Annotated in this window: 20 protein-coding genes and 1 tRNA gene; 10 read left to right on the forward strand and 11 right to left on the reverse strand. The window is 47.4% G+C overall.

Translation table 11 applies throughout. The annotated features are described in order from the left end of the window. Positions 1 to 274: 274 nt before the first annotated feature. The 4 genes from pssA to rluD form a co-directional block, all read right to left on the reverse strand. Positions 275 to 1,123 carry a CDP-diacylglycerol--serine O-phosphatidyltransferase gene (pssA, locus tag BM292_RS10270; RefSeq protein ID WP_092858271.1) on the reverse strand — a complete coding sequence of 283 codons (849 nt, stop codon included), beginning with the start codon at positions 1,121 to 1,123 and terminating at the stop codon, positions 275 to 277. Between the two features lie 100 nt (positions 1,124 to 1,223). Further along, the gene (clpB, locus tag BM292_RS10275; RefSeq protein ID WP_092858273.1) at positions 1,224 to 3,797 is read right to left on the reverse strand and encodes an ATP-dependent chaperone ClpB; all 2,574 of its coding nucleotides are present in this window, start codon (positions 3,795 to 3,797) and stop codon (positions 1,224 to 1,226) included. 76 nt (positions 3,798 to 3,873) lie between these two features. Next, complete coding sequence (gene pgeF, locus BM292_RS10280) at positions 3,874 to 4,569, reverse strand: peptidoglycan editing factor PgeF (protein WP_218151688.1); 696 nt, start codon at positions 4,567 to 4,569, stop codon at positions 3,874 to 3,876. A 1-nt stretch (position 4,570) separates the two neighbouring features. Further along, positions 4,571 to 5,539, reverse strand: coding sequence for a 23S rRNA pseudouridine(1911/1915/1917) synthase RluD (rluD, locus tag BM292_RS10285; protein WP_092858275.1), 969 nt, complete (start codon positions 5,537 to 5,539; stop codon positions 4,571 to 4,573). A gap of 120 nt (positions 5,540 to 5,659) precedes the next feature. Between rluD and BM292_RS10290 the strand changes: the two genes are divergently transcribed. Further along, complete coding sequence (locus tag BM292_RS10290; protein ID WP_092858277.1) at positions 5,660 to 6,421, forward strand: outer membrane protein assembly factor BamD; 762 nt, start codon at positions 5,660 to 5,662, stop codon at positions 6,419 to 6,421. A gap of 19 nt (positions 6,422 to 6,440) precedes the next feature. On the opposite strand, the gene glnB is transcribed toward BM292_RS10290, so the two are convergent. From glnB to BM292_RS10310, 4 genes are all read right to left on the reverse strand, one after another. Then, positions 6,441 to 6,779 carry a nitrogen regulatory protein P-II gene (gene glnB, locus BM292_RS10295; protein WP_092858279.1) on the reverse strand — a complete coding sequence of 113 codons (339 nt, stop codon included), beginning with the start codon at positions 6,777 to 6,779 and terminating at the stop codon, positions 6,441 to 6,443. After that, positions 6,766 to 8,421: an NAD+ synthase gene (locus BM292_RS10300; protein ID WP_092858281.1), complete on the reverse strand. Its 1,656-nt coding sequence runs from the start codon at positions 8,419 to 8,421 to the stop codon at positions 6,766 to 6,768. Before BM292_RS10300 ends, glnB begins: the two co-directional genes overlap by 14 nt. Before the next feature lie 79 nt (positions 8,422 to 8,500). Continuing rightward, positions 8,501 to 9,022 carry a DUF1285 domain-containing protein gene (locus BM292_RS10305; RefSeq protein ID WP_092858283.1) on the reverse strand — a complete coding sequence of 174 codons (522 nt, stop codon included), beginning with the start codon at positions 9,020 to 9,022 and terminating at the stop codon, positions 8,501 to 8,503. Beyond that, positions 9,023 to 9,649, reverse strand: a complete 627-nt coding sequence (locus BM292_RS10310) for a LuxR C-terminal-related transcriptional regulator (RefSeq protein ID WP_092858285.1) — start codon at positions 9,647 to 9,649, stop codon at positions 9,023 to 9,025. A gap of 190 nt (positions 9,650 to 9,839) precedes the next feature. On the opposite strand from BM292_RS10310, the gene BM292_RS10315 reads away from it, so the two are divergent. After that, entirely contained in the window at positions 9,840 to 11,519 is a 1,680-nt protein-coding gene (locus BM292_RS10315) for an amidohydrolase (protein ID WP_177203836.1), read from the forward strand. Between the two features lie 33 nt (positions 11,520 to 11,552). Continuing rightward, positions 11,553 to 12,191, forward strand: a complete 639-nt coding sequence (pdxH, locus tag BM292_RS10320; RefSeq protein ID WP_092858287.1) for a pyridoxamine 5'-phosphate oxidase — start codon at positions 11,553 to 11,555, stop codon at positions 12,189 to 12,191. Here the strand turns inward: pdxH and BM292_RS10325 are convergent. Further along, complete coding sequence (locus tag BM292_RS10325; protein WP_092858289.1) at positions 12,188 to 13,258, reverse strand: Ldh family oxidoreductase; 1,071 nt, start codon at positions 13,256 to 13,258, stop codon at positions 12,188 to 12,190. The genes pdxH and BM292_RS10325 overlap by 4 nt on opposite strands. Before the next feature lie 68 nt (positions 13,259 to 13,326). Between BM292_RS10325 and BM292_RS10330 the strand changes: the two genes are divergently transcribed. The 5 genes from BM292_RS10330 (at position 13,327) to BM292_RS10350 (ending at position 18,553) form a co-directional block, all read left to right on the forward strand. After that, positions 13,327 to 14,352, forward strand: coding sequence for an ATP-dependent 6-phosphofructokinase (locus BM292_RS10330; protein WP_092858291.1), 1,026 nt, complete (start codon positions 13,327 to 13,329; stop codon positions 14,350 to 14,352). Between the two features lie 94 nt (positions 14,353 to 14,446). After that, positions 14,447 to 15,397 carry an agmatinase gene (speB, locus tag BM292_RS10335; protein WP_245751916.1) on the forward strand — a complete coding sequence of 317 codons (951 nt, stop codon included), beginning with the start codon at positions 14,447 to 14,449 and terminating at the stop codon, positions 15,395 to 15,397. After that, complete coding sequence (gene speA / locus BM292_RS10340; RefSeq protein WP_092858293.1) at positions 15,397 to 17,304, forward strand: biosynthetic arginine decarboxylase; 1,908 nt, start codon at positions 15,397 to 15,399, stop codon at positions 17,302 to 17,304. Before speB ends, speA begins: the two co-directional genes overlap by 1 nt. A 105-nt stretch (positions 17,305 to 17,409) precedes the next feature. Continuing rightward, positions 17,410 to 17,485: transfer RNA gene (locus tag BM292_RS10345), tRNA-Phe, on the forward strand. Positions 17,486 to 17,725: 240 nt separating this feature from the next. Then, on the forward strand, positions 17,726 to 18,553 hold the full coding sequence (locus BM292_RS10350) for a MipA/OmpV family protein (RefSeq protein WP_092858295.1): 828 nt from the start codon (positions 17,726 to 17,728) through the stop codon (positions 18,551 to 18,553). A 61-nt stretch (positions 18,554 to 18,614) separates the two neighbouring features. On the opposite strand, the gene BM292_RS10355 is transcribed toward BM292_RS10350, so the two are convergent. Together BM292_RS10355 and BM292_RS10360 are read right to left on the reverse strand one after the other, a co-directional pair. Then, positions 18,615 to 21,332: a TonB-dependent receptor plug domain-containing protein gene (locus BM292_RS10355; RefSeq protein ID WP_092858297.1), complete on the reverse strand. Its 2,718-nt coding sequence runs from the start codon at positions 21,330 to 21,332 to the stop codon at positions 18,615 to 18,617. Between the two features lie 77 nt (positions 21,333 to 21,409). Then, the gene (locus BM292_RS10360) at positions 21,410 to 22,999 is read right to left on the reverse strand and encodes a beta-helix domain-containing protein (protein WP_092858299.1); all 1,590 of its coding nucleotides are present in this window, start codon (positions 22,997 to 22,999) and stop codon (positions 21,410 to 21,412) included. A 233-nt stretch (positions 23,000 to 23,232) separates the two neighbouring features. On the opposite strand from BM292_RS10360, the gene BM292_RS10365 reads away from it, so the two are divergent. Beyond that, positions 23,233 to 24,513, forward strand: a complete 1,281-nt coding sequence (locus tag BM292_RS10365; protein WP_092858301.1) for a hypothetical protein — start codon at positions 23,233 to 23,235, stop codon at positions 24,511 to 24,513. Between the two features lie 24 nt (positions 24,514 to 24,537). Continuing rightward, a complete protein-coding gene (locus tag BM292_RS10370; protein ID WP_092858303.1) occupies positions 24,538 to 25,329 on the forward strand; it encodes an SDR family oxidoreductase in 792 nt (263 codons plus the stop codon). Position 25,330: the final 1 nt, after the last annotated feature.

Genomic DNA, 25,330 nt, shown 5'->3' on the forward strand with positions numbered 1-25,330 from the left:
TTGCATCCGAAGATGCTTCTCTGCCTGAATCCGGTAAGTGCCCACACAGTTTGCTTGGCTTGGTATATTGTTAAAGAACATTCGCTTCTTCGTGAAGCGGGATGCGTATTCTACGCCATCCTTGGTTCAGGTCAAGATCCTTTTGGATCTTTTTTTTGACTTGCGTCACTTCCTAAACCCGCGTCATCACTCGGTGACAACGGCGGCGAATTATAAGGATCGCCGCCAGCTGTGCAAGATCTTTTTTGACGTTTTTGAACTGACTGCTGGGTTTTTAATCGGTTGTGCTTTTAGCACTCGATTTCGGCTCAGTTTCTGAACTATTTTGTTGCTTTTTGGTTGGTTCTTCACTTTCTTCGCAATCTGAGTCACCGACCACATGTTCCAACTTTATTTTCTTTACGGTTCTGAAAGTCGTAATTGGACCTGAAATCGCATAAAGAAGGAAAATCGAGAACAACACCAACGAAGGTTCAGTTGCGACGACGACAAATGCCAACACAATTAAAAGAATGGCGATAAACGGAACACGGTCACGCCAGTCGACATCTTTAAATGAGTGATAGCGGAAGTTACTCACCATCAGTAAGCCCGCAGCTATAGTTAGAACAGCTGCAATATAACTGACATTTGACGGGTCAATTTCGTATTTACTACCAACCCAGACAAACCCGGACACAATGGCTGCCGCACTTGGAATCGCTAAGCCTTGGAAGTAGCGCTTGTCAGATGTACCAAGATTGGTATTGAAACGTGCTAAACGTAATGCGCCACCCGCAACAAAGATGAACGCTGCTAACCAACCGAGTTTACCCAAATCAGAAAGGCCCCAGTTATACATGACCAATGCAGGCGCCATACCGAACGAAACAATGTCGGCCATGCTGTCATATTCGGCACCAAAGGCACTTTCAGTATTCGTCATTCGAGCAACGCGTCCGTCAAGACCATCAAAGACCATCGCAATAAAGATTGCGACAGCAGCTGACTCAAAGAGGCCATTCATAGACGCAACAATTGCGAAGAAGCCGGAAAACAGTCCCGCAGTTGTCAACAAGTTGGGCAACAGGAATATTCCGCGGTTCTTTGCGGTAGCTAATGACTGTTCTGTTTTATTCGGCATAGTTTGATTCCCTAATCATAGTGGCCGCACAGCATAACATAGCTTATTCATAGCAATAAATAGCCGAACTTTGGCTTAGCTCGGCTATTACACTTCATCATTACTGCGAAATCACCAATTCATTATCTTGGTAGTCAACATGAATGACCTGCTTTGGAATCAGCTTGCCAGCTAATATCTGCTGCGCCAGTGGGTTCTCAAGCTCTTGCTGAATCGCACGTTTTAGCGGACGAGCACCAAATACCGGATCGAAGCCAGCGGCAGCCAAATGTTCTAACGCAGCATTTGAAAGCTCAAGAGCGTAATCGCGTTCAGCTAAGCGTTGATACAAGCGTTGTAACTGTATCTTCGCAATATTTTTAATATGTTCCTTCGCGAGCGGATGGAACACGACAGTCTCATCAACTCGATTCAAGAACTCTGGACGGAAATAATGAGAGAGAATTTCCATCACCTCGTCTTTCATTTCATTATAGGTTTGTTGATGCGCTTTTTCTTGTATCACATCGGAACCTAAGTTTGACGTCATGATGATTACGGTATTTCTGAAATCGACTGTACGCCCTTGGCCATCCGTTAAACGACCGTCATCCAACACCTGTAATAGGATGTTAAAGACATCAGGGTGAGCCTTTTCCACCTCATCCAACAGAATCACTGAATACGGACGGCGGCGAACCGCTTCGGTAAGATAGCCGCCCTCTTCATAGCCAACATAACCTGGAGGCGCGCCAACGAGCCGAGCAACGGAATGCTTTTCCATAAACTCAGACATGTCAATGCGAACCATTGCTTCATCGGTGTCAAACATAAAATGTGCCAATGCTTTACACAGCTCAGTTTTACCAACACCGGTTGGGCCCAAGAATAAGAACGACCCAATCGGACGTTGTGGGTCAGATAATCCGGCGCGCGAACGACGAATGGCATTAGCGACCGACGTTACCGCTTCGTCCTGTCCCACCACGCGACTGTGCAATTGCTCTTCCATTTTGAGCAGTTTGTCGCGTTCACCTTCAAGCATCTTGCTAACTGGAATGCCGGTCCAACGTGACAGCACATCTGCGATTTGTTCTTCAGTGACCTTATTTTTGAGCAACGACATACCCTGTTCGTCAACTTCTGACGCAGCTTTCAACTGGCGCTCTAGTTCAGGAATTTTGCCGTACTGTAATTCCGACATACGATTTAAGTCGCTTGCTCGGCGCGCAATTTCCAAATCAGTTTTCGCTTGCTCAAGCTGAGCTTTAATATTTTGCTCACCTTGCACGACAGCTTTCTCAGCTAGCCAGACTTCCTCGAGTTCAGCATACTTGCGTTGCTGGTCTTTCAACTCGTCTTCCAATAACTCGAGACGCTTCTTACTCGCTTCATCTTTTTCTTTTTGCAGCGCCTTTTGTTCAAGCTGCAGCTGAATGATACGACGCTCTAATCGATCTAAATCTTCCGGCTTCGAATCAATTTGCATCCGAATACTTGATGCTGCCTCGTCAATGAGGTCAATGGCTTTATCAGGTAGCTGGCGATCGCTGATATAGCGATGCGACAATGATGCCGCAGCAACAATAGCTGGGTCAGTAATTTGTACTGAGTGATGTACTTCGTAACGTTCTTTTAAACCACGCAAGATTGCGATGGTATCTTCCACCGATGGCTCATCAACCAATACTTTTTGGAAACGACGCTCTAAAGCAGCATCTTTCTCTATATATTGACGGTACTCGTCTAAAGTCGTTGCACCAACACAGTGCAATTCACCGCGCGCTAGAGCAGGTTTCAACATATTCCCGGCATCCATTGCGCCATCGGCTTTACCGGCACCCACCATCGTATGCAATTCATCAATAAACAGAATAATGCGGCCTTCTTCTTTACCCAGCTCATTCAAAACAGCTTTTAAACGCTCTTCAAATTCACCGCGATATTTCGCACCAGCAAGAAGTGCGCCTAGATCTAGAGAAAGCACACGTTTGTGCTTAAGACCTTCAGGCACCTCGCCGTTAACAATGCGCTGCGCCAATCCCTCAACAATGGCTGTTTTACCTACACCAGGCTCACCAATCAGCACAGGGTTATTTTTAGTCCGACGTTGCAACACTTGAATCGTACGGCGAATTTCATCGTCACGACCTATAACCGGATCAAGTTTGCCGAGCTCTGCACGTTCGGTCAGATCAATCGTATATTTCGACAACGCTTCGCGTTTGTCTTCGGCATTTTGGTCATCCACAGCTTCACCGCCTCGTACTTTTTCAATTGCTTGTTCAACTTTCTCGCGCGTCACACCCAGTTTCTTCAAGATCTCGCCAAGTGCGCCTTTATCTTCGGTTGCTGCTAACACAAACAGCTCAGATGAAATGAATTGGTCATTGCGCTTTTGAGCGAACTTATCGCAGAGATTTAGCAGCGTTCCAGTTGCCGCCGAAACTTGCACATCACCACCAGTGCCTTCAACTTGCGGTAGTTTTTCCAAAGCGGCCGATAACTGCGTTTTTAAATCATTTGAATTGACCTGAAGCAAGGTCAATAAAGGACGAATTGAACCACCGTCTTGCGTCATCAACGCATGCATTACGTGAACTGGTTCAATAAATTGATGGTCGCGACCCAACGCCAAAGACTGTGCGTCTGCAATCGCCATTTGGAATTTGTTGGTTAATTTATCGAATCGCATGGTTACCCCTTAAAAAATCTCAAATATCCTGATTCTTTATGTGGGTATTACTGAACGAATTTCAAGCGCCAGTGAATTATTTTTTCCAAATCAATGACGCAATGCGACCACAACTTGAATCACGACGATAAGAATACCAGCGCGAATCAGTGTAAGTGCAATGAGCGCTTTGCTGAACAGATAGACAACCTTGCTGTTCAAGGATGCGTTGCGCCAACAAAGGAAGATTCGCGTGCCATTTCCCTTGAATATGGGAGCGAAAAGTATCGGAATCAACTGCCTCAGTGGATAAAAATGCTTCACGCACTTCGTCGCCAACTTCAAAAGCTGGCATCGAGATAGCTGGGCCTATATAGGCTAACAATTCGCGGGGCTTGGCTTGAAAACGCGCCAGTGCATTTTGGATAATACCGCCAGCCAGACCGCGCCAGCCGGCATGCACTGCGGCAATTTCTTGACCATCTTGGCTACACAAAAGAATAGGTAAACAATCGGCGGTGAGCACCGCGCATACTGTTTGACCGCGATTCGCATACACTGCATCGGCTTCGACGGTTGGATAGGCCGCATCGAAATCAACAATGTGCGTGCTATGCACTTGTCGAAGCCAACGCGGTGAAGCTGGAAGATTTAATTCGCGCTGTAATTGGCGTCGATGGCGGATAACCGTCGCCGGCTCATCATTCACATGCACAGCTAAATTGCCCGGTTTAGCCACTGAAGTGACAGCGGCGAAAACGCCTTCGGGTAATTTCCAATCGAGCTGTTTCATATTAATCGATTGGATGTTCTTTTCTATCAGCGCGCAAGGCCGCAATTAATTCGACCATGTCATCTGGTGTTGGCGCATCCCAACTCATCCATTCACCTGTAATCGGGTGGTGCAGAGACAAACGTGCGGCATGCAAAGCTTGCCGACGAAAGTTTCGCAGCGTTTCGAGTAGCTCAGGGCTGGCTTTCTGCGGTGGTCGCGGACGCCCGCCATACGTAAAGTCACCCACCAACGGATGACGCAAGTGTGCCATATGCACGCGAATCTGATGCGTGCGCCCGGTTTCTAATCGTAAGCGCAAATGGGTATGTGCGCGGAAGCGCTCTACTACACGATAATGGGTTACTGCTGGCTTACCTAATGCAACAACCGCCATATGCGTGCGCTTCGTTGGGTGACGCGCAATAGGTTCGTCAATCATACCGCCGGCAGTCATTGGCCCATTGCAAACAGCTTCGTACTCGCGGGTAATCTCGCGCTCTTGCATGGCGGCAACCAAATGGGTTTGCGCTGGAACCGTTTTCGCTACCACCATCAAACCCGTCGTGTCTTTATCTAAACGATGAATAATGCCCGCACGCGGCACTTGATCAATGGCAGGGAAATGATGCAATAAAGCGTTTAACAACGTGCCATCAGGTGTGCCTGCGCCTGGATGAACAACCAAACCGGCAGGTTTATTGATGACGAGAATATCATCATCTTCATACACAATATTTAATTCAATGGGTTGCGCTTCAAAGCGTTGTTCTTCCACCAATTCCGCGGCGACTTCAATAGCCATACCTGCGAGAACTTTCTCGCGCGGCTTATCAACAACCTGCCCTTCCACCTTCACTTGGCCATCGGTAATCCAACTTTTTAACCGAGAACGTGAATAGTCAGGGAACATCTCTGCGAGAGTCTGGTCCAATCGCTTGCCGTTCGCTGAAGGGGGGACATTTCCTGTTAGTGAAATCTGTTCGCTCATAAATTCGTATTCGGACCTGTGAAAGCAGCCAGTGCTGCGCTAGAATGCGTGAATATGTATAGTGTACCTGTTTGGGACGCTGCACCAAAGTTAAATCAACAGAGATAAATAAAACACATTATGAAATTTCGTCTAATTGTAGCCTGTGTAACCCTCATGACCTTGAGCGCTTGTTCAAGTTCGCCTGATGAATTTGAAAATACGCGCATGACCGATATCGAAGTCGGTTACGAGCGGGCACAACAAGCGATTCAGGCTGGTAACTTTAGTAGTGCACTACAAACGTTAGAAGCTCTGAATACACGCTTCCCGTTTGGTCCGTTGACCCATCAAATTCAGCTCGACTTAATTTATGTGTACTACAAAACTGGTGATATTGATAAATCACTCGCTGCAATCGACCGTTTTACGCGTTTGAATCCGAATCATCAGTCGATTGATTACGCACTTTACATGCGTGGATTAACAAACGAACGTGCCTCTGAGAATTTGTTCCAAGATTTAGTTGGTATCGATCGCTCAGATCGTGACCCAACCAAAGCGCGTGAAGCATTCGATGATTATGCAGAACTCGTCCGCCGCTTCCCAGATAGCAAATACTCAGCCGATGCGCGCCAGCGTATGATTGGTATTAAGAGTCGTTTGGCGAGTCATGAATTAGCGGTTGCGCAATATTACATGAAGCGTGAAGCGTTTCTGGCAGCAGCGAATCGCGGTAAATATGTACTTGAGAACTTTAGTGATACGCCTGAAGCTGAACACGCATTGGCAATTATGGCGGAAGCTTATCGAAGCCTAGAGTTGACAGAGTTGTATGCTGACGCAGTGGCTACGCTCAAAACTAACTTCCCGCGTAGCGACTATCTGTCACAACTTGACTAATCAATACAGACGCGGTGACTTACACCGCGTCTTCGTTTTCCTCACCTGTACGAATTCGAATAACACGCTCAACATTAGTGACGAAGATTTTGCCGTCACCGATTTTACCTGTTTGTGCTGTTTCTAAAATCGTATCGATGCAACGCTCAACTTGATCGTCTGCAACAACAATCTCAAGTTTCACCTTTGGTAGAAAATCAACCATGTATTCTGCACCGCGATAGAGTTCGGTGTGGCCCTTTTGTCGACCAAAGCCCTTAACCTCGGCCACTGTCATACCCGCAATACCGATTTCCGATAGTGCTTCACGTACATCATCCAGTTTAAATGGTTTAATGATGGCTTCAATTTTCTTCATGCGAACTCCGAGCTTGCACTTGTCGTTCTAGTTCGTAACGAAAGTGATTGGTAATTGGAAAACGACGATCTTTGCCAAAATTGCGAGCTGTAATCTTCGGCCCAACGGCACCTTGGCGCCGCTTATATTCATTAATATCAACCAAGCGCACAACACGCAAGACATCCGCCTTATCAAATCCGCAATCGATAATGGCACTGGGTGACCAATCTTGCTCAACATAAAGCGTTAAAATTCGATCAAGCACATCATACGGCGGTAAACTATCCTGATCTTTTTGATCCGGTGCCAACTCTGCTGATGGTGGGCGCGTGATCACTCGCTCCGGAATCACTTCTTGCTCTAAATTACGGAAGCGTGCCAGCTCAAACACAAGTGTTTTAGGCACGTCTTTTAACGGCGCAAAACCACCGTTCATGTCACCATAGAGCGTACAATAGCCCACCGCCAGCTCGCTTTTGTTTCCCGTTGTGAGTACCAGTGACCGGGTTTTATTCGACACCGCCATTAACAACGTACCGCGTGCGCGAGCTTGTAAGTTCTCTTCCGTCGTGTCTTTTTCAATACCCGAAAATAGTGGATCAAGCTGCTGCATAAAAGCATCATACATCGGCTCAATCGCTACCACGTCATACTTCACGCCCATGCGGCGTGCTTGTTCGGCGGCATCATCTTGACTCATTTGTGAGGTATAACGAAACGGCATCATAATGGCGTGAACTTTATCAGCACCTAACGCGTCAACCGCAACCGCCATCGTAACAGCAGAATCAATACCGCCCGATAAGCCAAGTGTTACGCCCTGAAAACCATTTTTGTTTACATAATCGCGCACAGCCAGAACGAGTGCTTGATAAATTTCTGCCAACAACGATTGTTGACGTGGTGTGAATGCTGTATCGATGAGCTGTATGCCGTTACTATCAGCACGAATACTTGCACAGGCTGTTTGGCAGTGCGGTAGCTCCGCAATGAGCTCACCCTTGGCGTCCATGACTAACGAATGACCATCGAAAACTAACTCGTCTTGACCGCCACAATTATTCACGTAAAGAATTGGAATGTGCGCTTCACTTGCGCGTTGCTGCAAAATATGTAGGCGTTGTTGGTGCTTTTCTACTTCATACGGCGATGCGTTCAGAGAAATAACCAAGTCGACATTCTCGGCAGCTAAGCTCGCTAAAGGCGCTGCGTGCCAAAGGTCTTCACAAATTAGCAAGCCAATCCGATGGCCTTGCCATGTGAAAATGCCATTGTCATGACCAGGAATAAAATAGCGCTGTTCGTCGAATACGCCATATTGCGGTAGGCGTTGCTTGTGGTAGCGCGCAAGGCACTTCCCTTTATGTAACACCGAGACACTATTATAAAGCTCATCGCCGACTCGCTGCGGATGTCCGACAATCGCAAGATTAGTATCTGCCGCGACGGCAATTTTATCTAATGCTTGGTAAACCAGCGTTTCGAAATCGTCTCGGAATAGCAGATCTTCTGGCGGGTAACCGGTGATCGCGAGCTCGGGGAATATGACTAAGTCACTATCAGCGTACTGCTGTAACGTTGCGATAATCGACTCGGTATTTCGAGTGATAGCACCCACCGTAAAATCAAGTTGGGCAAGCGTTATCGTTATAGGCTTCATGAACGGTATCTCAAGCTCGGCTACAAATAGGATGCGTATGATAGAGCAGCGTTATGTTTCGCGCAAATTCAGAACAACATTACTGATTTAAATCAAATCGAGTGCCGGCACTTTCAATAGTATAAATATCGCGGCCATTCCGTTGCTGCACTTGAGCAATCTCTGCCCACTGGTACACCACGTTACGGTGCACCTTAGCCCAAAGCTCTCGACCGCAGTCTACATAAAGTTGTTCGTTGCGAACCACAAGTGGATGTTGTTCGGACAGGGCGAACCTCTGATCAATATTGGTGGTAACCTGAATAACAGGTGGCGTTAACTCGTCGACTTTGGCCCAAGTCACCACTATAAACGGCACATCAGCGACACTTATTTTGACCTTCTCGGCAGGTGTTACTAAAAAGTAGTTACCCTGTTCGTGCACTAACACGCTAGCAAAGAGCTTTACCAGCCGATCTCGTTTGATCGGCGAGCCCTGATAATGCCATTGGCCATGCTCATCGATATGAATCGGAATCTCACCACAATAAGGTGGATTCCAACGTTCAGTTGGAGCATGCTTCCCCTGCTCTAGCGAGCTTAGGATTTGCTCCAAACTCATTTAACCCACCAAACGTTTTTGGCGCAGCAAGTACCAAAGCGTGGCTTCCGTTCGGTTCGATACTTTAATCGCCTTAAATATGGCAGAAAGGTGAACCCGAATTGTTCCTTCAGTAATGCCAAGGATGGTGGCGATTTCTTTATTCGACAAACCTTGCGCCAACAACTGCATGATCTCTAATTGACGCGGTGACAAAAAGTGTTCTGCACTCCCTTGTCGATTCATATTGTCATTTAGTCGCGACTCTTCTGGTAAATAGCGATCGTTTTGCAACAAGATGCGTATGGCTTGTTTAGCCTCTTCTGCACTGGCGTCTTTCGGCAGATAGCTGCGCACACCATTACTTAGTGCCTGGCGCACTTCAGATAGCGGACGAGGCCAACTAAACAGCACGATATGCGAACTTGGCGCCATCTTTTTTAAGGTCTGTAAGGTCGGACGGATTTCCGCGTCGGGGATATCCATATCAAGGAAAATTAGGTTATAGTCATTTTGGTGGCGCAGATATTCTTGCGCAATATCAAAGCTCGGGGCTTCGTAAATAGCGAGCTGGTCAGAAAAGCTAGTTAGTACTTGGATTAGCCCAGCACGTACAAAAAATTGCGAATCTATTATTAATATTTTCATCTAAAACCACGCGCTTTAATTGATTACTAACATTTAGCGTATTGTACACGCTTTAACGAATGTTTGAAGTTATGGTGTTACTAAATTGTAAATTTATGTAAAAAAGCCAAATTTTCAGTATCTGATATAAACAATGGTTCAAGCTAAGAGTGTGCTATAGCGCATAAAATTCAATAAAAAAGAGAAATTTATGAGAATTTTACGTTTAATTGGTATTGTTTTATTAATGTTGCATTCTGCCACCGTGTTTGCGCAGACTGTTTTCTTTCATAATTTTAACGGCTATACCTTAACCGGAAACCCTGGAAACGAAGCTGTTTTGGTGAAGTTTGACGCCATGTTGATTCGTGATGGCAAAGTTGCGGCGATTGGTACACTGGCTGAATTAGAAAGCGTTTACGGCGCACTAACAAAAGAACAACGTGTCAACTTAAACGGCAAGTTCGTGTTACCGGGCCTTATTGATGCACACGGTCACGTGCTTGGGCTTGGTCAAAACCTGATGCTGGCCGATTTACGAGATGCAACATCACAAAGCGATGCAGTAGCAATGGTCGCGAAGTTTGCGCAAGGTACACCCGGCGCAGACTGGATTTTAGGCCGCGGATGGAACCAAGAAAATTGGACTGTCAAACAGTTCCCAAGTGCTGAATCACTTGATGAAATCTCTTCGGATAAACCAATTTATTTAACCCGCGTTGACGGCCATGCGGCATGGGCGAATAGTAAAGCATTGGAAATTGCCGGTATTACCGCAGACACTGTTAGTCCCGACGGTGGCGAGATCATTCGCGATGCGCAAGGTAATCCAACCGGCGTACTTATCGATAATGCGATGAACTTAGTCGAGCAAAAAATTCCTGCAACGTCAGCGCAACAGCAAGAAGAAGCATTAAAGCTAGCCTTTAATCATCTGTTAGAACGCGGCATTACCGGTGTTCACGATGCTGGCGTTGATGCACTCACCTTGAGCGTTTATAAAGACTTAGCGGCCAAACAGAACATGCCATTACGCATTTATGCCATGCTCTCGGCAACTGAACCCAAGCTACCTGAACTGCTCGACGCTGGCCACTATGTATCAGCTGATGACAAGCTGACCGTGCGCAGTGTAAAAATCTACGGTGACGGTGCACTCGGTAGCCGCGGTGCCGCTTTGCTGAAGCCTTATCACGATGCGCCTGATCAGCACGGCTTAATGGTGACTTCGCAAGAACGTATTCGTGAGTTATATGAGTTGATTATTCCGCACGGTTTCCAAATTAATACACACGCTATTGGCGACCGCGCCAACCGTATTGTTTTGGATGAATATGAGCATGCTTTTGAAACGATTGGTGGGCGTAATTTACGTCATCGGATTGAGCATTCTCAGATTGTCCATCCAGATGATATTCCACGATTCAAAGAATTGAACATTATTGCTTCAATGCAACCAACGCATGCAACCAGCGACAAAAACATGGCAGAAGATCGTCTGGGCAAAGCGCGCATGAAAGGTGCTTATGCTTGGCAAACTTTTGAAAAACAAGGAACGATTATTGCTGCCGGCTCGGATTTCCCAGTTGAACTTGCTGACCCGTTCTTTGGTTTGCACGCAGCGGTAACGCGTCAAGATCGTGAAAATCAACCTGAGGGTGGCTGGTACGCGCATGAAAAACTAAGCCTAGAGCAAGCTCTGCGCGCCTTTACCCTTGATGCCGCTTATGCTGCTGGTCAGGAACAAATTCTAGGCACCTTAGAGCCTGGAAAATGGGCTGATTTCATTGTGTTAGATCATGATCCGTTTGCGCGTGAGGCCGCTATACTATGGCAGAACACAGTCAACGCAACCTATGTTGCCGGTAAAGCTGAATATCAATCGAAATAAGAAAACAGGATTAACCTAAGGAAACAACGCAGTATGGATTTAAAAAACGTTCGACGTGATTATGAGCAAGGTAAATTGTGCCGCGATTCTCTTGCGAATGACCCGATGCAACAGTTTGCACAGTGGTTTGCTGCTACTAAAGATCATCCGTCGCAAACCGATCCAACTGCGTTTACGCTAGCAACGGTCGGTGCGGACAATCAGCCGCACCAACGTATTGTATTGCTTAAAGAACTCCGCGACAACGGCTTCGTATTTTACACCAACTACGACAGCCAAAAAGGTCACGACATTAGCAACAATAGTCGTGTCGCGATGCATTTTTCGTGGTTAGCCATTGAGCAGCAAGTTCGAGTTGAGGGCTTTGCAAGAAAAATCTCACGTGAGGATAGCGAAGCGTATTTCTACAGTCGGCCACGCGAGAGTCAATTAGGTGCCTTAGCGTCAGCGCAAAGCCACCCGATTGCTAGTCGTAGCGAATTAGAAGCGCGTTACCACCAACTCACTGAGCAATACAACGACCAACAAGTACCTATGCCGGCAACTTGGGGTGGTTACCTGATTGTGCCAGAGCGATTTGAGTTCTGGCAAGGCGGTCGCTATCGCTTACACGACCGCTTCACATTCACCAAAGCAAATGATGCTTGGGCAATTGAGCGCCTCCAACCTTAGTTAGTTGATGTAGGTAAAGGTTGCTGCATTAGATCAGCAACCTTTTCTAACTGACGCCACAATTCTGGACTGTACTCAACGCCAAGCTGCAGCTGTCGCGCACGAGTTGTCATAGCTCCCTCACCCGGTATCCGAACCGGATAATTTTTATCAATGGGTGTCGCGGCTTTCATCCCATCAACGAGTGCTTGAGCCTGCGCCTTAAATTCCTCAGCATCACCAAACGCACTTGGGTCAATCACTTGAATCCATACCGTATTCGCATCAAGGCCTGGTTGCTCTTGATGGCGACCCAATTGGCTCAATGCTAGGGTCCACAATTCGCTAAACAAACATAAGCCCGAACCTTTGTAGCCCAACTGCTGCCCACCTAACGGCGCCAAAACACTGGCAGGATCGTTTAGAAATGTAGTGGCGTCGGTCGTATAATCGCCATCAGCAGTAATCAATGCGGGATACGGCAACGGTTGTTGTTCGGCAATCGCTTTACGGACTTTACCGGCAGCGGTCATCGAGAAGCTAATATCAAATAAAATCGGTTGTGACTGCGTTGGCGCGCCAATGGCAAACGGATTTGGTGAGAACCAAGCTGACTTCGCACCGTGCGGAGCAACAACTTGCTGCCCCGGCGTTGCGCACATCAATTGGATGAGCATGCCGGCATTCACCGCTTGCTCAAGATAAACCGCGAGCGCAGCGACATGCTGAGCTCGTTTGATAATCACAGTTCCGGTACCGCATTCGCGTGCCATCTGCATGGCTGCATTAACTGCTTTAGGCACCACGTAAAGCCCAGATAGCAAATCTGCATCCCACAGCTGCACTGCTGCACGCTGCCTCAATACCTGATAATCGCCGCTTGGCCGTGAGCTACCATCACGCAAGCAGTTAATGTTATAGCGCAGCCGCATTAAACCATGCGTTCGGAATCCCATTAAGTCGGCAGCAACCAAGTTTTCAGCCATAGCAGCGGCAACCGCTGCATCAGCACCGGCGTGCTGTAAGCAGTTTTGTGCCCACTGGCGGATTAAATCATCGGAAATATGAATATTTTTTTGCTCTGACATGTGCGCTTCGTTGTAAATTGAGTTAAGTTCGATAAGCTTATCAGACAATAGGAAAGAGGAGTATAGAGGTGTCTGAAACATCGACAAAGCAACGGATTGGTGTGTTAACCAGCGGTGGTGATGCTCCTGGTATGAATGCCGCTTTGCGTGCAGTGGTATTAGCCGCTGAACATTATGGAATGGAAGTTGTAGCATTTAAACATGGCTACGAAGGCCTTTTAAATAACGAACATCTGCCGCTTAAGGCCGCAGACGTGCTACACGTTTTACAGTATTCAGGAACAATCATTAAGAGTGCACGCTGCCCACGTTTCAAAGAAGTTGAAAGTGCGCAATTAGCAGCTAAAAATTTGACGGAGCTTGGCATTAGCGCTCTTGTTGTCATTGGTGGCGATGGCTCGTTTCGTGGCGCGCACCACTTAAGCCAACACTGGAACGGCCAAATTATTGGGGTGCCGGGCACCATCGACAACGACTTATATGGCACCGACGCAACTATTGGCTACTCAACGGCCGTCGCGATTGCGATGGATGCGCTCGATAAAATTCGTGACACCGCTGATGCGATGGACCGGGTGTTCATAGTTGAAGTGATGGGACGTCATGCTGGTTTTATCGGTTTAAAAAGCGCGATGGCCGCAGGTGCCGAACGCATGATTTTGCCAGAATTACAGAAAGACAAACCGTTGACCATTGCCGCTCTAGTGAAACATATCAAACGCGTTGAAGAAGTTCGCGGCGCGGGAAGTTACGTCATGGTATTGAGCGAGCATCAATGGCCAGGCGGTGCCGTGGCACTCTCTGAGCAACTTGAAGCAGAGTACAGTATGCCGTGTCGTCCGTGCTTACTAGGCCATATTCAACGCGGCGGACCGCCAACAGCGACCGACCGTGTGCTCGCCTCAGAACTTGGGGTACACGCTATAGAGCTTATTTTGCAAGGCAAAACAGCGGTAATGACGGGAATTAAAGCCGGTCAAATGGTTGAAGTGCCACTCGTTGATACATGGACCAAAAAGAACCCTCTCGATGCGAATCTTTTACGTATTCAACATGAGATTTTTAATCCAGTAAAAAAGTCGGCGCGTAGTTAATGAGATAGTGGCAATTGGGGGCAATTATAAGGATAATATGCCCCTTTTTAATTTGCCGAAATCAACCCTGTTGAACGAACGGAGGTGAGTCACCTTGAGTCAACAAAATCCAAATCAACATACCGCTCAGACCAAAGTTGCTGAAGCTATCAAAACCGACGCCCCTGTGCGCGAGTTTTTTGGTGCAACATCCGATAACACTGTGTATGCCAATGGCACGCATATTATCGGTTTTGGATTTGATGGTACTGCCTGTTTTCGTAAAGGAACCCGCAACGGTCCTGATGGCTTGCGCGCGGTTTCAGAAGATATCGAAAGCTATTCGCCATATTTAGATGCGGATCTGTTTGATCACGCGTTTTATGATTTGGGTAATTTATCGCTTGGCTCAAGTGATGATGTGGAAGCGCAATGGCAACACGCCAGCGATCAGTTTGATGAAATTTTTCAACCACTCGATTTGCAAGCGAACAATGTGCGCGTGCTCACGCTTGGCGGCGAACACTCTATTTCGTATGCGCCAATTCGCAAATATTTGCAGCAGTACCCTGACTTAGTGCTACTGCATCTTGATGCACACGCTGACTTACGTGACGGCTTTTTGGGTTATCACTATTCGCATGCGTCGATTATTCGTCGCTCGCTTGACCATTTTGGTCCGGGCCATGAATTGATTCAGTACGGCATTCGCTCAGGAACCCGCGAAGAATATCAGTACATGAACGAGCACGGAACGGTGCGTAAATCACGTAAAGATTTCTTAGATAGCGTGGCGGCTATTGCCGACGACCGTCCAATCTATTTGACGCTTGATTTAGATTACTTTGACCCGGCGTTTTTACCGGGCACCGGCACACCTGAACCAGGTGGCGAAGATTTTCATTCGTACGTGAGCTTAATGAAGTTGTTGCGCGGCAAAAACCTTGTTGGCGCCGACGTCGTTGAGCTATCGCCGGAAATCGATCCAACCGGCAACTCAGACGTGTTTGCAGCAAAAATTGTGCGCGAACTGTTGATCATTTTGAACGAAAAAGGGGCTCGCTGATGGCTCAGAACTGGACAATCGACGACGCCGAAGAACTCTACGGTGTGAACCGCTGGGGCGCAGGATATTTCTCAATTGGAGCGAACGGTAATATCCAAATCGCTCCGAATCATCGTCTGCCGGATGTCACCATCGACATGCAAGAAGTTGTCGACGAAATCTTAGCTGAAGGTATTCAATTGCCGGCAGTTATTCGTTTTCACGACATTTTGCGCTCGCAAGTTGAAATCCTCAACGAAACCTTCGCCAAGACGATTGCCGATGCAGACTACCAAGCTCGCTATGTCGGCGTGTTCCCAATTAAAGTAAACCAAATGCGCGAAGTGGTTGAAGAAATCATCGATGCTGGCGAGCCATATGACTACGGCCTTGAGGCTGGCTCAAAGCCAGAGCTGATGGCGGTGCTTGCGTACAACGAAAATCCGAACGCGCTGACCGTTTTGAATGGCTACAAAGACGAAGATTATCTCACGCTTGCCCTACTCGGCCGTCAATTGCGTCGTAAGATGATCATCGTGATTGAGAAATTCAGTGAACTTGAAATGCTAATTCCATTGGCGAAAAAGCTCGGCGTAGAGCCAATGATTGGTTTGCGTAGCAAAATGATGGTACGTAGCGCCGGCAAATGGGCCGGTTCTAGTGGTGATCGCGCGAAATTCGGCTTAAGCATCACTGAAATTCTGAATATTGTTGAGTTGCTGAAAAAAGAAGACATGTTGCACTGTGCGAAGTTATTACACTTCCATATCGGCAGCCAAATGTCGGATATCCGCAAAGTCAAAGAAGCGGTATCAGAAGGCGCGCGTTTGTACGCCAAACTGATTCAAATTGGTGTGCCACTTGAGTATTTAGACATCGGTGGTGGTCTTGGTATCGACTACGACGGCACCAGCTCAACAACCGACTCGTCACGTAATTACTCTACCGAAGAATACGTGGCTGACGTGGTTTATGGCGTCAAACAGATTTGTGACCTCGAAGAAGTGCCACACCCAAATTTGGTGAGCGAAAGTGGCCGTGCCATTACCGCGCACCATAGTTGTGTGGTAACCAACATTGTTGGTGAAATCAAAAATACCGGTGCAAAATTTGATATCAGCGCCAGCGAAGGTGAGCACATTCTCGTAAGCAACATGCGCGAGCTCGTGAACGCAGCTGACATGCATCCGCAAGAACGATACAACGACGCTGCCTCATTCAAACAGAGCGCGTATGAAGCGTTTAAGCTCGGTATTTTGTCATTGGAAGAGATGGCGAAGCTCGACACCATGTACTGGCGCATTTTGAGCGATATTCATCAATCGCTTGATCGCGAAAGCTTCGTGTTCCAAGAACTCGAGGAGCTCGAAGACATGTTGGCAAGTCAGTACTTGTGTAACTTCTCAATTTTCCAATCGGCCGCCGATACTTGGGCTATTGGGCAAGTACTGCCGATTGTGCCAATTAGCCGCTTAAACGAGAAGCCGGAAGTGCGTTGCTCTATTGTCGATATTACCTGTGATAGTGACGGTAAGCTGAGCAAATACATCGAAGGCACCGAAATCAGCGATAACATTCCAATGCATGCGTTGCGCAAAGGCGATGACTATCATGTGGGTATGTTCCTAACCGGCGCTTACCAAGACGTGATGGGCGATATGCACAACCTATTCGGTCGTTTAACCGAAGTGCATATTTATTGCCACGACGACGAACCAGGCGATTTTTATATCGAAGAGGTAGTTCCAGGCACCGCCGCAGAGAAAGTGCTTGAAACCATGCAGTACAATACCGATTTCATGGCGAAAACGGTGAAGAAGTCGATTGATCGCGAAGTTCGTAAAGGTCACATCGCACCACGTGAAGGTGTGAAGTGGACAGACTATTACGAGAAGTGTTTGGCGGGTAGCACCTACTTAAAGGTGTAAAACCAACCAAATTGCGTATTTACTGAGCAAACGGTCTGAATTCACCGATTTTCCTTAAAAAAGCGGTTGACTCAGACCCGAAAAACTCGTTTAATACGCCCCGACGCCCAGATAGCTCAGTCGGTAGAGCAGGGGATTGAAAATCCCCGTGTCGGTGGTTCGATTCCGCCTCTGGGCACCATTATTGATAAGGCCTCGCTAGCAATAGCGGGGCTTTTCTTTTTGTGGCTTTGTGCCAGATTTGTGCCAGTTATACCCTCCTCCCTGACTTAATTCCTTAAAGCCGCAAACCTTTTGCATCAAGCATTCAGAAAATATTCAGGCGTGAGATCTATTGACAACCGTCCAACGTAATCTTCACTTGAATTACAGACTATCGCTCGGATGCATTGTGTCCGAGCTCATTCAAGAAAGGTGCAATATGAAAAAGTTTACGGGTTTACTATTGATTGTTTGTATACATGGGTTTTTCTTGCCATCGGCAGTTGCGCAAGAAGAGAGAACGGCGTTAGTACCTTTGCCTTCTGTTGACGATTTTACCAAGGGTAACGATGGCTGGAGCTTCGCTCTGGGCTTAGGCATTGAATATGAAACGGCCTATGAAGGCTCAGACGAATTTGGATTTGAGCCTCAGCCTGCCGGTGCAGTGCAGTGGCGTAACGGTGATGATATTTTCTTTTGGGCCGGAGAAGCTCTGGGCTGGCGTGGTCTGCGCTCAGACAATTGGTTATTCGAAGCTGCAATTGGTTTCGATGAAGGCCGCGAAGAAGGTGACTCTGATGATGGCCGCTTAAATGGTCTTGGCGATAGCGAAGAAAGTACTGAATTTGTCGTCACTGCACGCCGAGCTCTTGATACCGATTGGCGTTATCACTTAGTTAGCCGTGTGGTCACTGGCGGTAATGGTAGTCTTGGTTTATTTGGTATCAGTCGTCGCTTTGGCGATACTTATGACGGTACGGGCTCTGAAATTTCCCTCGTCGCATCGTTTCACGATAGTGAGTACGCAAATCACGGTTTTGGTATCACCGCTGAGCAAGCCTTAGCATCAGGATTAGCTGAAACACGCATGAGCGGCGGCTTTCGTTCAATTGGGTTGGACTACAACTATCGTTACTACCTAAACGACAATTGGCAAATTTTCGGAGAAGCACTGTATGAGTATTACAGCAGCGACGTACAGGACAGTCCGATTGCTCGTAGTAATTATGAAGCCGAAGTGAGTGTCGGTTTTATTTACGTGTTCTAATTTCAACACAAAAAAAAGGGCGCATCCTGCGCCCTCTCCTTTCGTCATGTCGTGCTACCAATTAGAACTCGTAGCTGTAGCTTAAGCTGAACACCTGCCCTACTTCGCGGGTTTGAACAATCACGCCAGACTGCGTCACTTCTTGGTCTTCGCCAAGCAAGTTTTGCACTTTAAAACTGATTTTCGAATTAAAGTCCGGGTAATAGTTATAAACCAAATCAAGCGAGTGGAACGGCTGTTCGTAAGCATCACCACGACCACCGATACCTGCGGCTAAGATGCGCTCACCAAATACGTTGTAAACCAAAGAGCTAGAATGATTGCCGTTCAGTGAATCGTAACCTAACTGGAGGTTAGCAACGTACTTTGAATGGCCAGTCATACGCTTGGTTGGGTTCGTTAAGTTACCCGCTAGCGCTGGGTCAATCACTGCTTCGGAATCACTTAAGGTAAGGTTACCAGCGGTGAAGAAGCCGTCAGCTAAGTAGGTCAAATCATGTAACCACTCGAACTCAACGCCGTATACTTCAGCTGAAATACCGTTCACGTAGTTCAACGTGTACTCTTCATCACCCACACTTAAAACGGACTCAATTGGCTTTTCAATATCCTTGTAGAAAGCCGAGATGGTGTAGTTATCACCGTTATCAGCGAAGTACTCGAAACGCGCGTCAAAGTTCGTCATTGGGCTGCTTTCAAGGCCCGCACGACCGATAGTACGGATATCGGTGATTGGGTCATAGTAAGCAACTGGCACGGTTTCACGAATATCAGGGCGAACCACCGTTTCAGAGAAGCCGAAACGAAGCTGATAGTTATCATCACTGATATAAGTGAGTGACAACGCTGGATAGAAATCGTCTTCAATGGTGGTGCCGTTCATGATGCGGTCCACTGAATAGAAGGTTTCTAAATCTTCACGGGTGAAGATCAAGCTCGAGGTTGCCAATGATACTTGCTTGAACTCTTCCCAACGTACACCGCCGGCTAAACGCCAGTTGTTAGTCAGGAACGCATCAAATGATCCGTAAAACGCATCGATTTTCTGCACTGCCAAATAATCGTCTGCATCTGGCGACGTTGGCTCGCGATAAGACAACAAGAAGTTGTTCTCTGCAATGCGCTCGTCGGTTAAGTAATCCGTTACGCCCAGAACATCGTTCGCGTCTTCATTGACGGTTACACGCAGGCCAGAGCCGTTATCCATGGCAAAGCGGTCAGTAGTGTAATAACGAGCTTTGTCAGTAAAGTCGTAACCGGCTTTCAATTCGATATCCATGCCGCCGACATTGGTCGGCAAACTGAAGTTACCGCTGTAAGATTTCACGTTATCTTGCATATCAACGTACTGATAAACCGCTCGGTTATCGTCACCAGTCACAACAGTACTGAGGTAATTACCCTGACTGTCATACAAATCATCAAAACGATACGAAATATCGGTAGGAATATCCGTTTCAGCTTTTGACTCCGTGTATTGCCAGTCAAAACCGATGCCCCAGTAATCTAGGAACGTGTGCTGACCACGAATTTGATCAATATCAAGCGTACGCTCTTCGTATTTAAATTCGTGTTCACGATTCGCCAAGCCAGAGCCAAAGATAGTCTTTAAGTTACTGCCGTTCGGGCTTTGCATAATGCCGAACTCAGATTCGTCTTCTGAGTCGGTCAAATATAGTTTGGTATAGCTGACACGGTGCGTATCAAGCTCATAACCAACGCTGAATACGCCATTTAAACGTTCGGTTTCAGTGGTAAGCGTGGTCTCACTTAAGGTGTTGTAACACGAGTTTGAGACTTCTTCTGCGCTGTTGAGTGTCGTCGCACAGCCCTCAGTCGCATTCTCACTCAAAACCGCATTGGTACGCTCTGAAACATCCCATTTGGTATCATACGCGCCAGCTAATAAGAAACCGATGCTGCCACCGAACAACTCTTCATCAAAGCTGTTACCAATGCTGGCTTTGATGCTGTAGTTCGGGTTGAGCGAGTCTTCTTGCAGGGCGATATCACGTGGTAGCGATTGTGCTAAACCAGAATTTATCGCGCGCGCTTGGTCACTTGCTGAGCCCGTTTCATTGGCAACAAGCCCTTCGCGGCTGACAATGTTTCGCAAGCTGAAGTCGCCACGATATTTCACAATTGCTTCGCGAATGTTTTGCGGCACGCCTGCTTCGTTACGGCTATATGTGTAACCATCAGAAGCATTGGTGTTTTGACCAATACCAACCTCAAGATTTACCTGAAAATCAGACGGTAATGATTTAGTACGGATATCGATATTACCGCCACCAAAGGCTGCAGGCATAGCTGGTGAAAATACTTTCTGTACCGCTAAGCTTTCGATAATCGTTGAAGGAATAATATCAAGCGGAATAACGTTGCGGGTTAAGTCTGGGCTTGGAATACTTGCGCCATTTAAACGAGCGCTTGAGTAACGCTCACCCAGGCCACGAACGTAAACATATTTGCCGTCAACCAAAGTTAAGCCGGTTACGCGGCGTAATGCCGAAGCCGCATCGCTATCGCCGGTTCTTGATAACTGTTCAGCACCAAGAATATCTGCCACGAACGCTTGGTTTTTACGCTCATCAACAACTGCAGCTGCACTGCCTTGTAAACGCGTACCTGTGGTCACAACTTCTTCAATAGCTGTATCTGTGGCGGTTTCGGTTGCTGTTTGCTCGGCCTCTTGCTGCTGCGCGTAAGCTTGACTACTCGCAAGAAGGGCAATACTGACCGCTAGAGCTAGCGGCTTGAGTTTATAATTGGTGCTCATCGTCAACTCCTGCGTTATCGGTAATAGCAGGCGTGCCACCAGCACGCCTGCCATAGATTGCTATGCAACAAGTGTGATTAATCTTGTTCTGCAGCAGCTAACGCAGTTTCAACCCACTGGTACCATTCAGATGATGTATCCGTGCTTGATACCGCACCAATGTAATCAACTGCTTCAAAGAAGCTGTTGCCTAAAGCGCTCAAGTCATTTGCAGTCACCGTGATATCAGACGATGACATATCCGTTGCGAAGCCATCAGTGCCGAATACAGTTGCATTTCCGCCTAAACGTGCGTTCACACCGCTGTTGTCGAACCAAGCTTGACGGCTGGTGCCGTTGGCAAACAAATCAGCTGAAGTGAATTCGTTTTCTGCAACACACGCCATTGCTGAGTTGAAGAAGTTCAAGTCACCATCGGTTACACCCAGTTCGCCGTCACCAGTAAAGAGGATGCAGCGGGTGTCGTTGGTTGCAACGTCGGTTTTAACTAACAAGAAGTTATACAGTTGGCCTTGGAAGTTATCGTCAAACTTCATAGCGGTTGATGGATCGTTATCACGAGTTGATAAGCCGTCAGTTGTCACAACAGTCACGTTCGCGATGTTTGGACGTGATGTTGGTGCTTGTGAGTATTCTGCGCCTGAGTTTTTCTCACCGTCAGCTTCAAAACCGCCGTTACCCATGTATACGTCAGTACCGTCAACGTTAACGGTGCCGTGCTTGATATATAGGAATTGTGCGTTACCTTGCCAACCCGCATCGATATCCATTGAATCGTCTTGGGTGTCAGTGAATACAACGCGTTTCACATCAGCTGCACCACCGAAGAACTCGATACCGTCGTCGTAACCTTGATGAATGTGAATAAACTCATAAGAAGAGCCTGAACCAACTGCGTTTAATGTCAGTGAGTTCAAGTCATCGCCGTCGCCGCCTGCACGTGGGCCTGAACCGGCATACCAGATTTTCGCATACTTCATCGAGCCGCTATCATCCGCGTTATCGTTACCGCCGTAGTAGCTCACGATGCCTTCAGAAGCAACATTACAGGTGCCTGCATCACGCTGCGCATCAGTACACTGGTTGGTGATACCTTCACCATTAATGATAATACCGCCCCAATCTGCAAAACGTGGGCCGTTGCCAACCACATCAAAACGTGTAAAAGCGTTTGCTGAAGTGAAGGTTACTGGCTTGTCGAAGGTACCGATTGCATTTAATTTTGCACCGCGAGCAACGCGAATGATTGCTTCACCGCTGGTAAATGCCAAAGTCGCACCTGGCTCAACTGTCATCACAGGACCATCTTGATTGATAGTACACGAGGTGGTGGTATCACAATCTTCACCAATTAATAGTGCGCCATCGAATACGTGCACACCGCCATCTGGCAATTCAGCAAATGTGATGTCTTCAGTGATTTCGATATTACGGCTTGCAAACTCAAGGTTGTATTCACAGTCACGACCGTCAAATGCACCTTGCACACCGTTGTTGGTTGCACACAGGTTATCGGCGGTAGTGTCGCCACCTGAGCTACCACCAGAACCGTTATTTACAACGCTGTTGTCATTCACGGTTGGTGAAATTTCAATATCACCGCCACAACCGGCGAGAGCTAATGCTGAAGCAACAGCGGTAACTTGGAAAAGAGTTTGCAATTTCATTGTGTTCTCCTGGAAGGAACGAATGTAAGTAATTAAACGACGCAGGCAGATTAGTGAGTAGGCATGACAAATTTGTGACAAAACCGGTTTGTCACGAAAGATTCACTGAACCGAAACAGAACTGTCACAGTAAAAATAAAGAAAGAATATTGTCCGAAAGTGAAAGATCGTGGAGCCAATGCAAGGCTGGTGCTACATTGATAACAGAGGTTACATAACGAGGCTTAAATAACGTGCGCTATTTCATTGCTCTTGCAGCTCTGGTTCTTGTGCTATTGCTGTGGTTTGCGCCGGCAGATTCGCAGATACGGTTGATTACGCTCAGTAAATCCGATCTCGGCTGGACGGTGACCTATCAATTAGACGAACCCGTGACACACCTCGAGTTTGTGCGTTCGCCTAATCAATCGCGCGCGGAGCGCTGGCAACCGCTTACCGACAACATTCAGATTGGTTGGCAAAATGGTTCTGAAGTGATCCTCAGTAAAAACGGCCAACCATTTTCCGAAGCGGCTTTTGTGCTCGACGCCAGCTACACCCCACTCCCCAAAGATTATGCGCCGTTTTCACCATTTAGTGACGGCGGCATGCTGATTCATACCGCGCGCTTTTTTGCCTGTGCCGATCAGTGCGCGGCGGCGCATCATGAATGGCCCATGGCGGTTAATTTAACCACGAATGATTATCTGCTCGTCGACGGGCAATTGCGACTTGGTTTTCACGAATGGCTTGATCGTGACAGTGGTCGCGCTATTTACATTGGCTCACAGCCGCCGGAGACCTTTGCCGCTCTGGTTGCCATCATTGATCCGGTGTTGCCACAATCGTTACAACACGACATGGTGACCGAGTTACCGATGATGATGAGTTATTACACCAAGCAACTGGGTGCGCTGACTCAAACGCCGACATTGTTTGCGTCTTATAGTGACTACGAAGGCGGTTATTTCGGTCACCAAGGCGGCGTTTTGCCCAATCAAGTATTTATGCATTGGTATGGCGAGCAAGCACTACAAAACCTTGATGAGAAGAATACCCTTTGGTTTTTTGCACATGAAATTGCGCACTTGTTCCAAGGCGCGGGGCTCAAGTATTCCAGTTCTGATGAAGCGTGGATCCACGAAGGTGCCGCAGAGCTGATGTCATATCTGTATACCGATACCAAGCTGAATCAAAGTAATCAACTGGTACAAGAAGCCGTGCGTAAAGCGCAACAAGAGTGTATTGCTTCGTGGCCGGCAAGCGAGCCATTTATCAATGTGGGTCGTGTTAATTTTCGCGCACACTATAGCTGTGGGTTAGTCGCTAATGCCGATTTACATGCTCAGTTACAAGCCAATGGCGTTCGTGCTGGTATCTTCGCCTTATGGGAAACCTATTCACGACTGGTGAAAGACGGTGCCGCCGCTAACTCTGAAACTTATTTTGCTGCATTTGAGGAGCTCACCGGCTATAGTTCAATGTCACTGCGGCAATTGATTGATCGGCCCGTATCTGCTTCTATAGCCCCCTAAGTATAATTAATTCAGGAACATTTCATGAAACCGCAGCGAATTTTTATCACTGGCGGCGCCAGCGGCCTTGGTTTTGCCCTTGCGCAAATCTGCGCAAAAGGTGGTTGGCGCGTATGTATCGGTGATCGGGATATTGAACGTGGCGAAGCCGTCATTGGTAGCTTGCAAAAAATTCAACCGCAAACCATGTTCATGCCCTGCGATGTAACACGAGTGAGCGACCTTGAACAGGTTGCCAAAACGCTCGAAGAAAAATGGGGCGGCGTGGATGTGGTGGTCAACAATGCCGGTGTGGCGCAAGTTGGCCAACTCACGCAAACGACACTTAATGACTGGCAATGGATTATCGATATTAATCTATTAGGTGTGGTACGCGGTTGTAAGGTATTCACGCCAATGTTTAAACGCCAAGGTCACGGTCATTTTATTAATGTTGCGTCGATGGCGGGGCTTCTGGATGTACCGAATATGTCCGCATACAACGCGACAAAAGCTGCAGTAGTGAGCTTATCAGAGACCCTGCAAAACGAGCTTAAAAAAGATAACATCCATGTCACCGTAGTGTGTCCGAGCTTCTTTAAAACCAATTTAGGGCAAGGTATGCGTACCTCCATTGATGGCATGGAGCAAAAACTCGATAAACTCATGCGTTCGAGTAAATTAAATGCGGTTGATATTGCCCGCCTGATTATGAAAGCCGTCGAGAAGAAGAAAAGCCATGTACTTCCTCATCGTCAGGGCCGTATGGCATGGTATATGAAGCGCTTCTTACCACGCAGCTGGTATCAAAAATTGCTTTATTCACGAATGAAATAGT

Origin of the sequence: Pseudidiomarina tainanensis (assembly GCF_900115255.1) — a bacterium.
GTDB lineage: Bacteria > Pseudomonadota > Gammaproteobacteria > Enterobacterales > Alteromonadaceae > Pseudidiomarina > Pseudidiomarina tainanensis.

Excerpts from the sequence above, each read along its gene's own strand:
- pgeF (WP_218151688.1), bottom strand. The coding sequence starts at position 4,569 with ATGAAACAGCTCGATTGGAAATTACCCGAAGGCGTTTTCGCCGCTGTC.
- BM292_RS10370 (WP_092858303.1), top strand. The coding sequence starts at position 24,538 with ATGAAACCGCAGCGAATTTTTATCACTGGCGGCGCCAGCGGCCTTGGT.
- BM292_RS10355 (WP_092858297.1), bottom strand. The coding sequence starts at position 21,332 with ATGAGCACCAATTATAAACTCAAGCCGCTAGCTCTAGCGGTCAGTATT.
- clpB (WP_092858273.1), bottom strand. The coding sequence starts at position 3,797 with ATGCGATTCGATAAATTAACCAACAAATTCCAAATGGCGATTGCAGAC.
- BM292_RS10350 (WP_092858295.1), top strand. The coding sequence starts at position 17,726 with ATGAAAAAGTTTACGGGTTTACTATTGATTGTTTGTATACATGGGTTT.
- pssA (WP_092858271.1), bottom strand. The coding sequence starts at position 1,123 with ATGCCGAATAAAACAGAACAGTCATTAGCTACCGCAAAGAACCGCGGA.
- BM292_RS10360 (WP_092858299.1), bottom strand. The coding sequence starts at position 22,999 with ATGAAATTGCAAACTCTTTTCCAAGTTACCGCTGTTGCTTCAGCATTA.
- BM292_RS10300 (WP_092858281.1), bottom strand. The coding sequence starts at position 8,421 with ATGAAGCCTATAACGATAACGCTTGCCCAACTTGATTTTACGGTGGGT.
- glnB (WP_092858279.1), bottom strand. The coding sequence starts at position 6,779 with ATGAAGAAAATTGAAGCCATCATTAAACCATTTAAACTGGATGATGTA.
- BM292_RS10305 (WP_092858283.1), bottom strand. The coding sequence starts at position 9,022 with ATGAGTTTGGAGCAAATCCTAAGCTCGCTAGAGCAGGGGAAGCATGCT.
- BM292_RS10310 (WP_092858285.1), bottom strand. The coding sequence starts at position 9,649 with ATGAAAATATTAATAATAGATTCGCAATTTTTTGTACGTGCTGGGCTA.
- pdxH (WP_092858287.1), top strand. The coding sequence starts at position 11,553 with ATGGATTTAAAAAACGTTCGACGTGATTATGAGCAAGGTAAATTGTGC.
- BM292_RS10315 (WP_177203836.1), top strand. The coding sequence starts at position 9,840 with ATGAGAATTTTACGTTTAATTGGTATTGTTTTATTAATGTTGCATTCT.
- speA (WP_092858293.1), top strand. The coding sequence starts at position 15,397 with ATGGCTCAGAACTGGACAATCGACGACGCCGAAGAACTCTACGGTGTG.
- BM292_RS10290 (WP_092858277.1), top strand. The coding sequence starts at position 5,660 with ATGAAATTTCGTCTAATTGTAGCCTGTGTAACCCTCATGACCTTGAGC.
- BM292_RS10325 (WP_092858289.1), bottom strand. The coding sequence starts at position 13,258 with ATGTCAGAGCAAAAAAATATTCATATTTCCGATGATTTAATCCGCCAG.
- rluD (WP_092858275.1), bottom strand. The coding sequence starts at position 5,539 with ATGAGCGAACAGATTTCACTAACAGGAAATGTCCCCCCTTCAGCGAAC.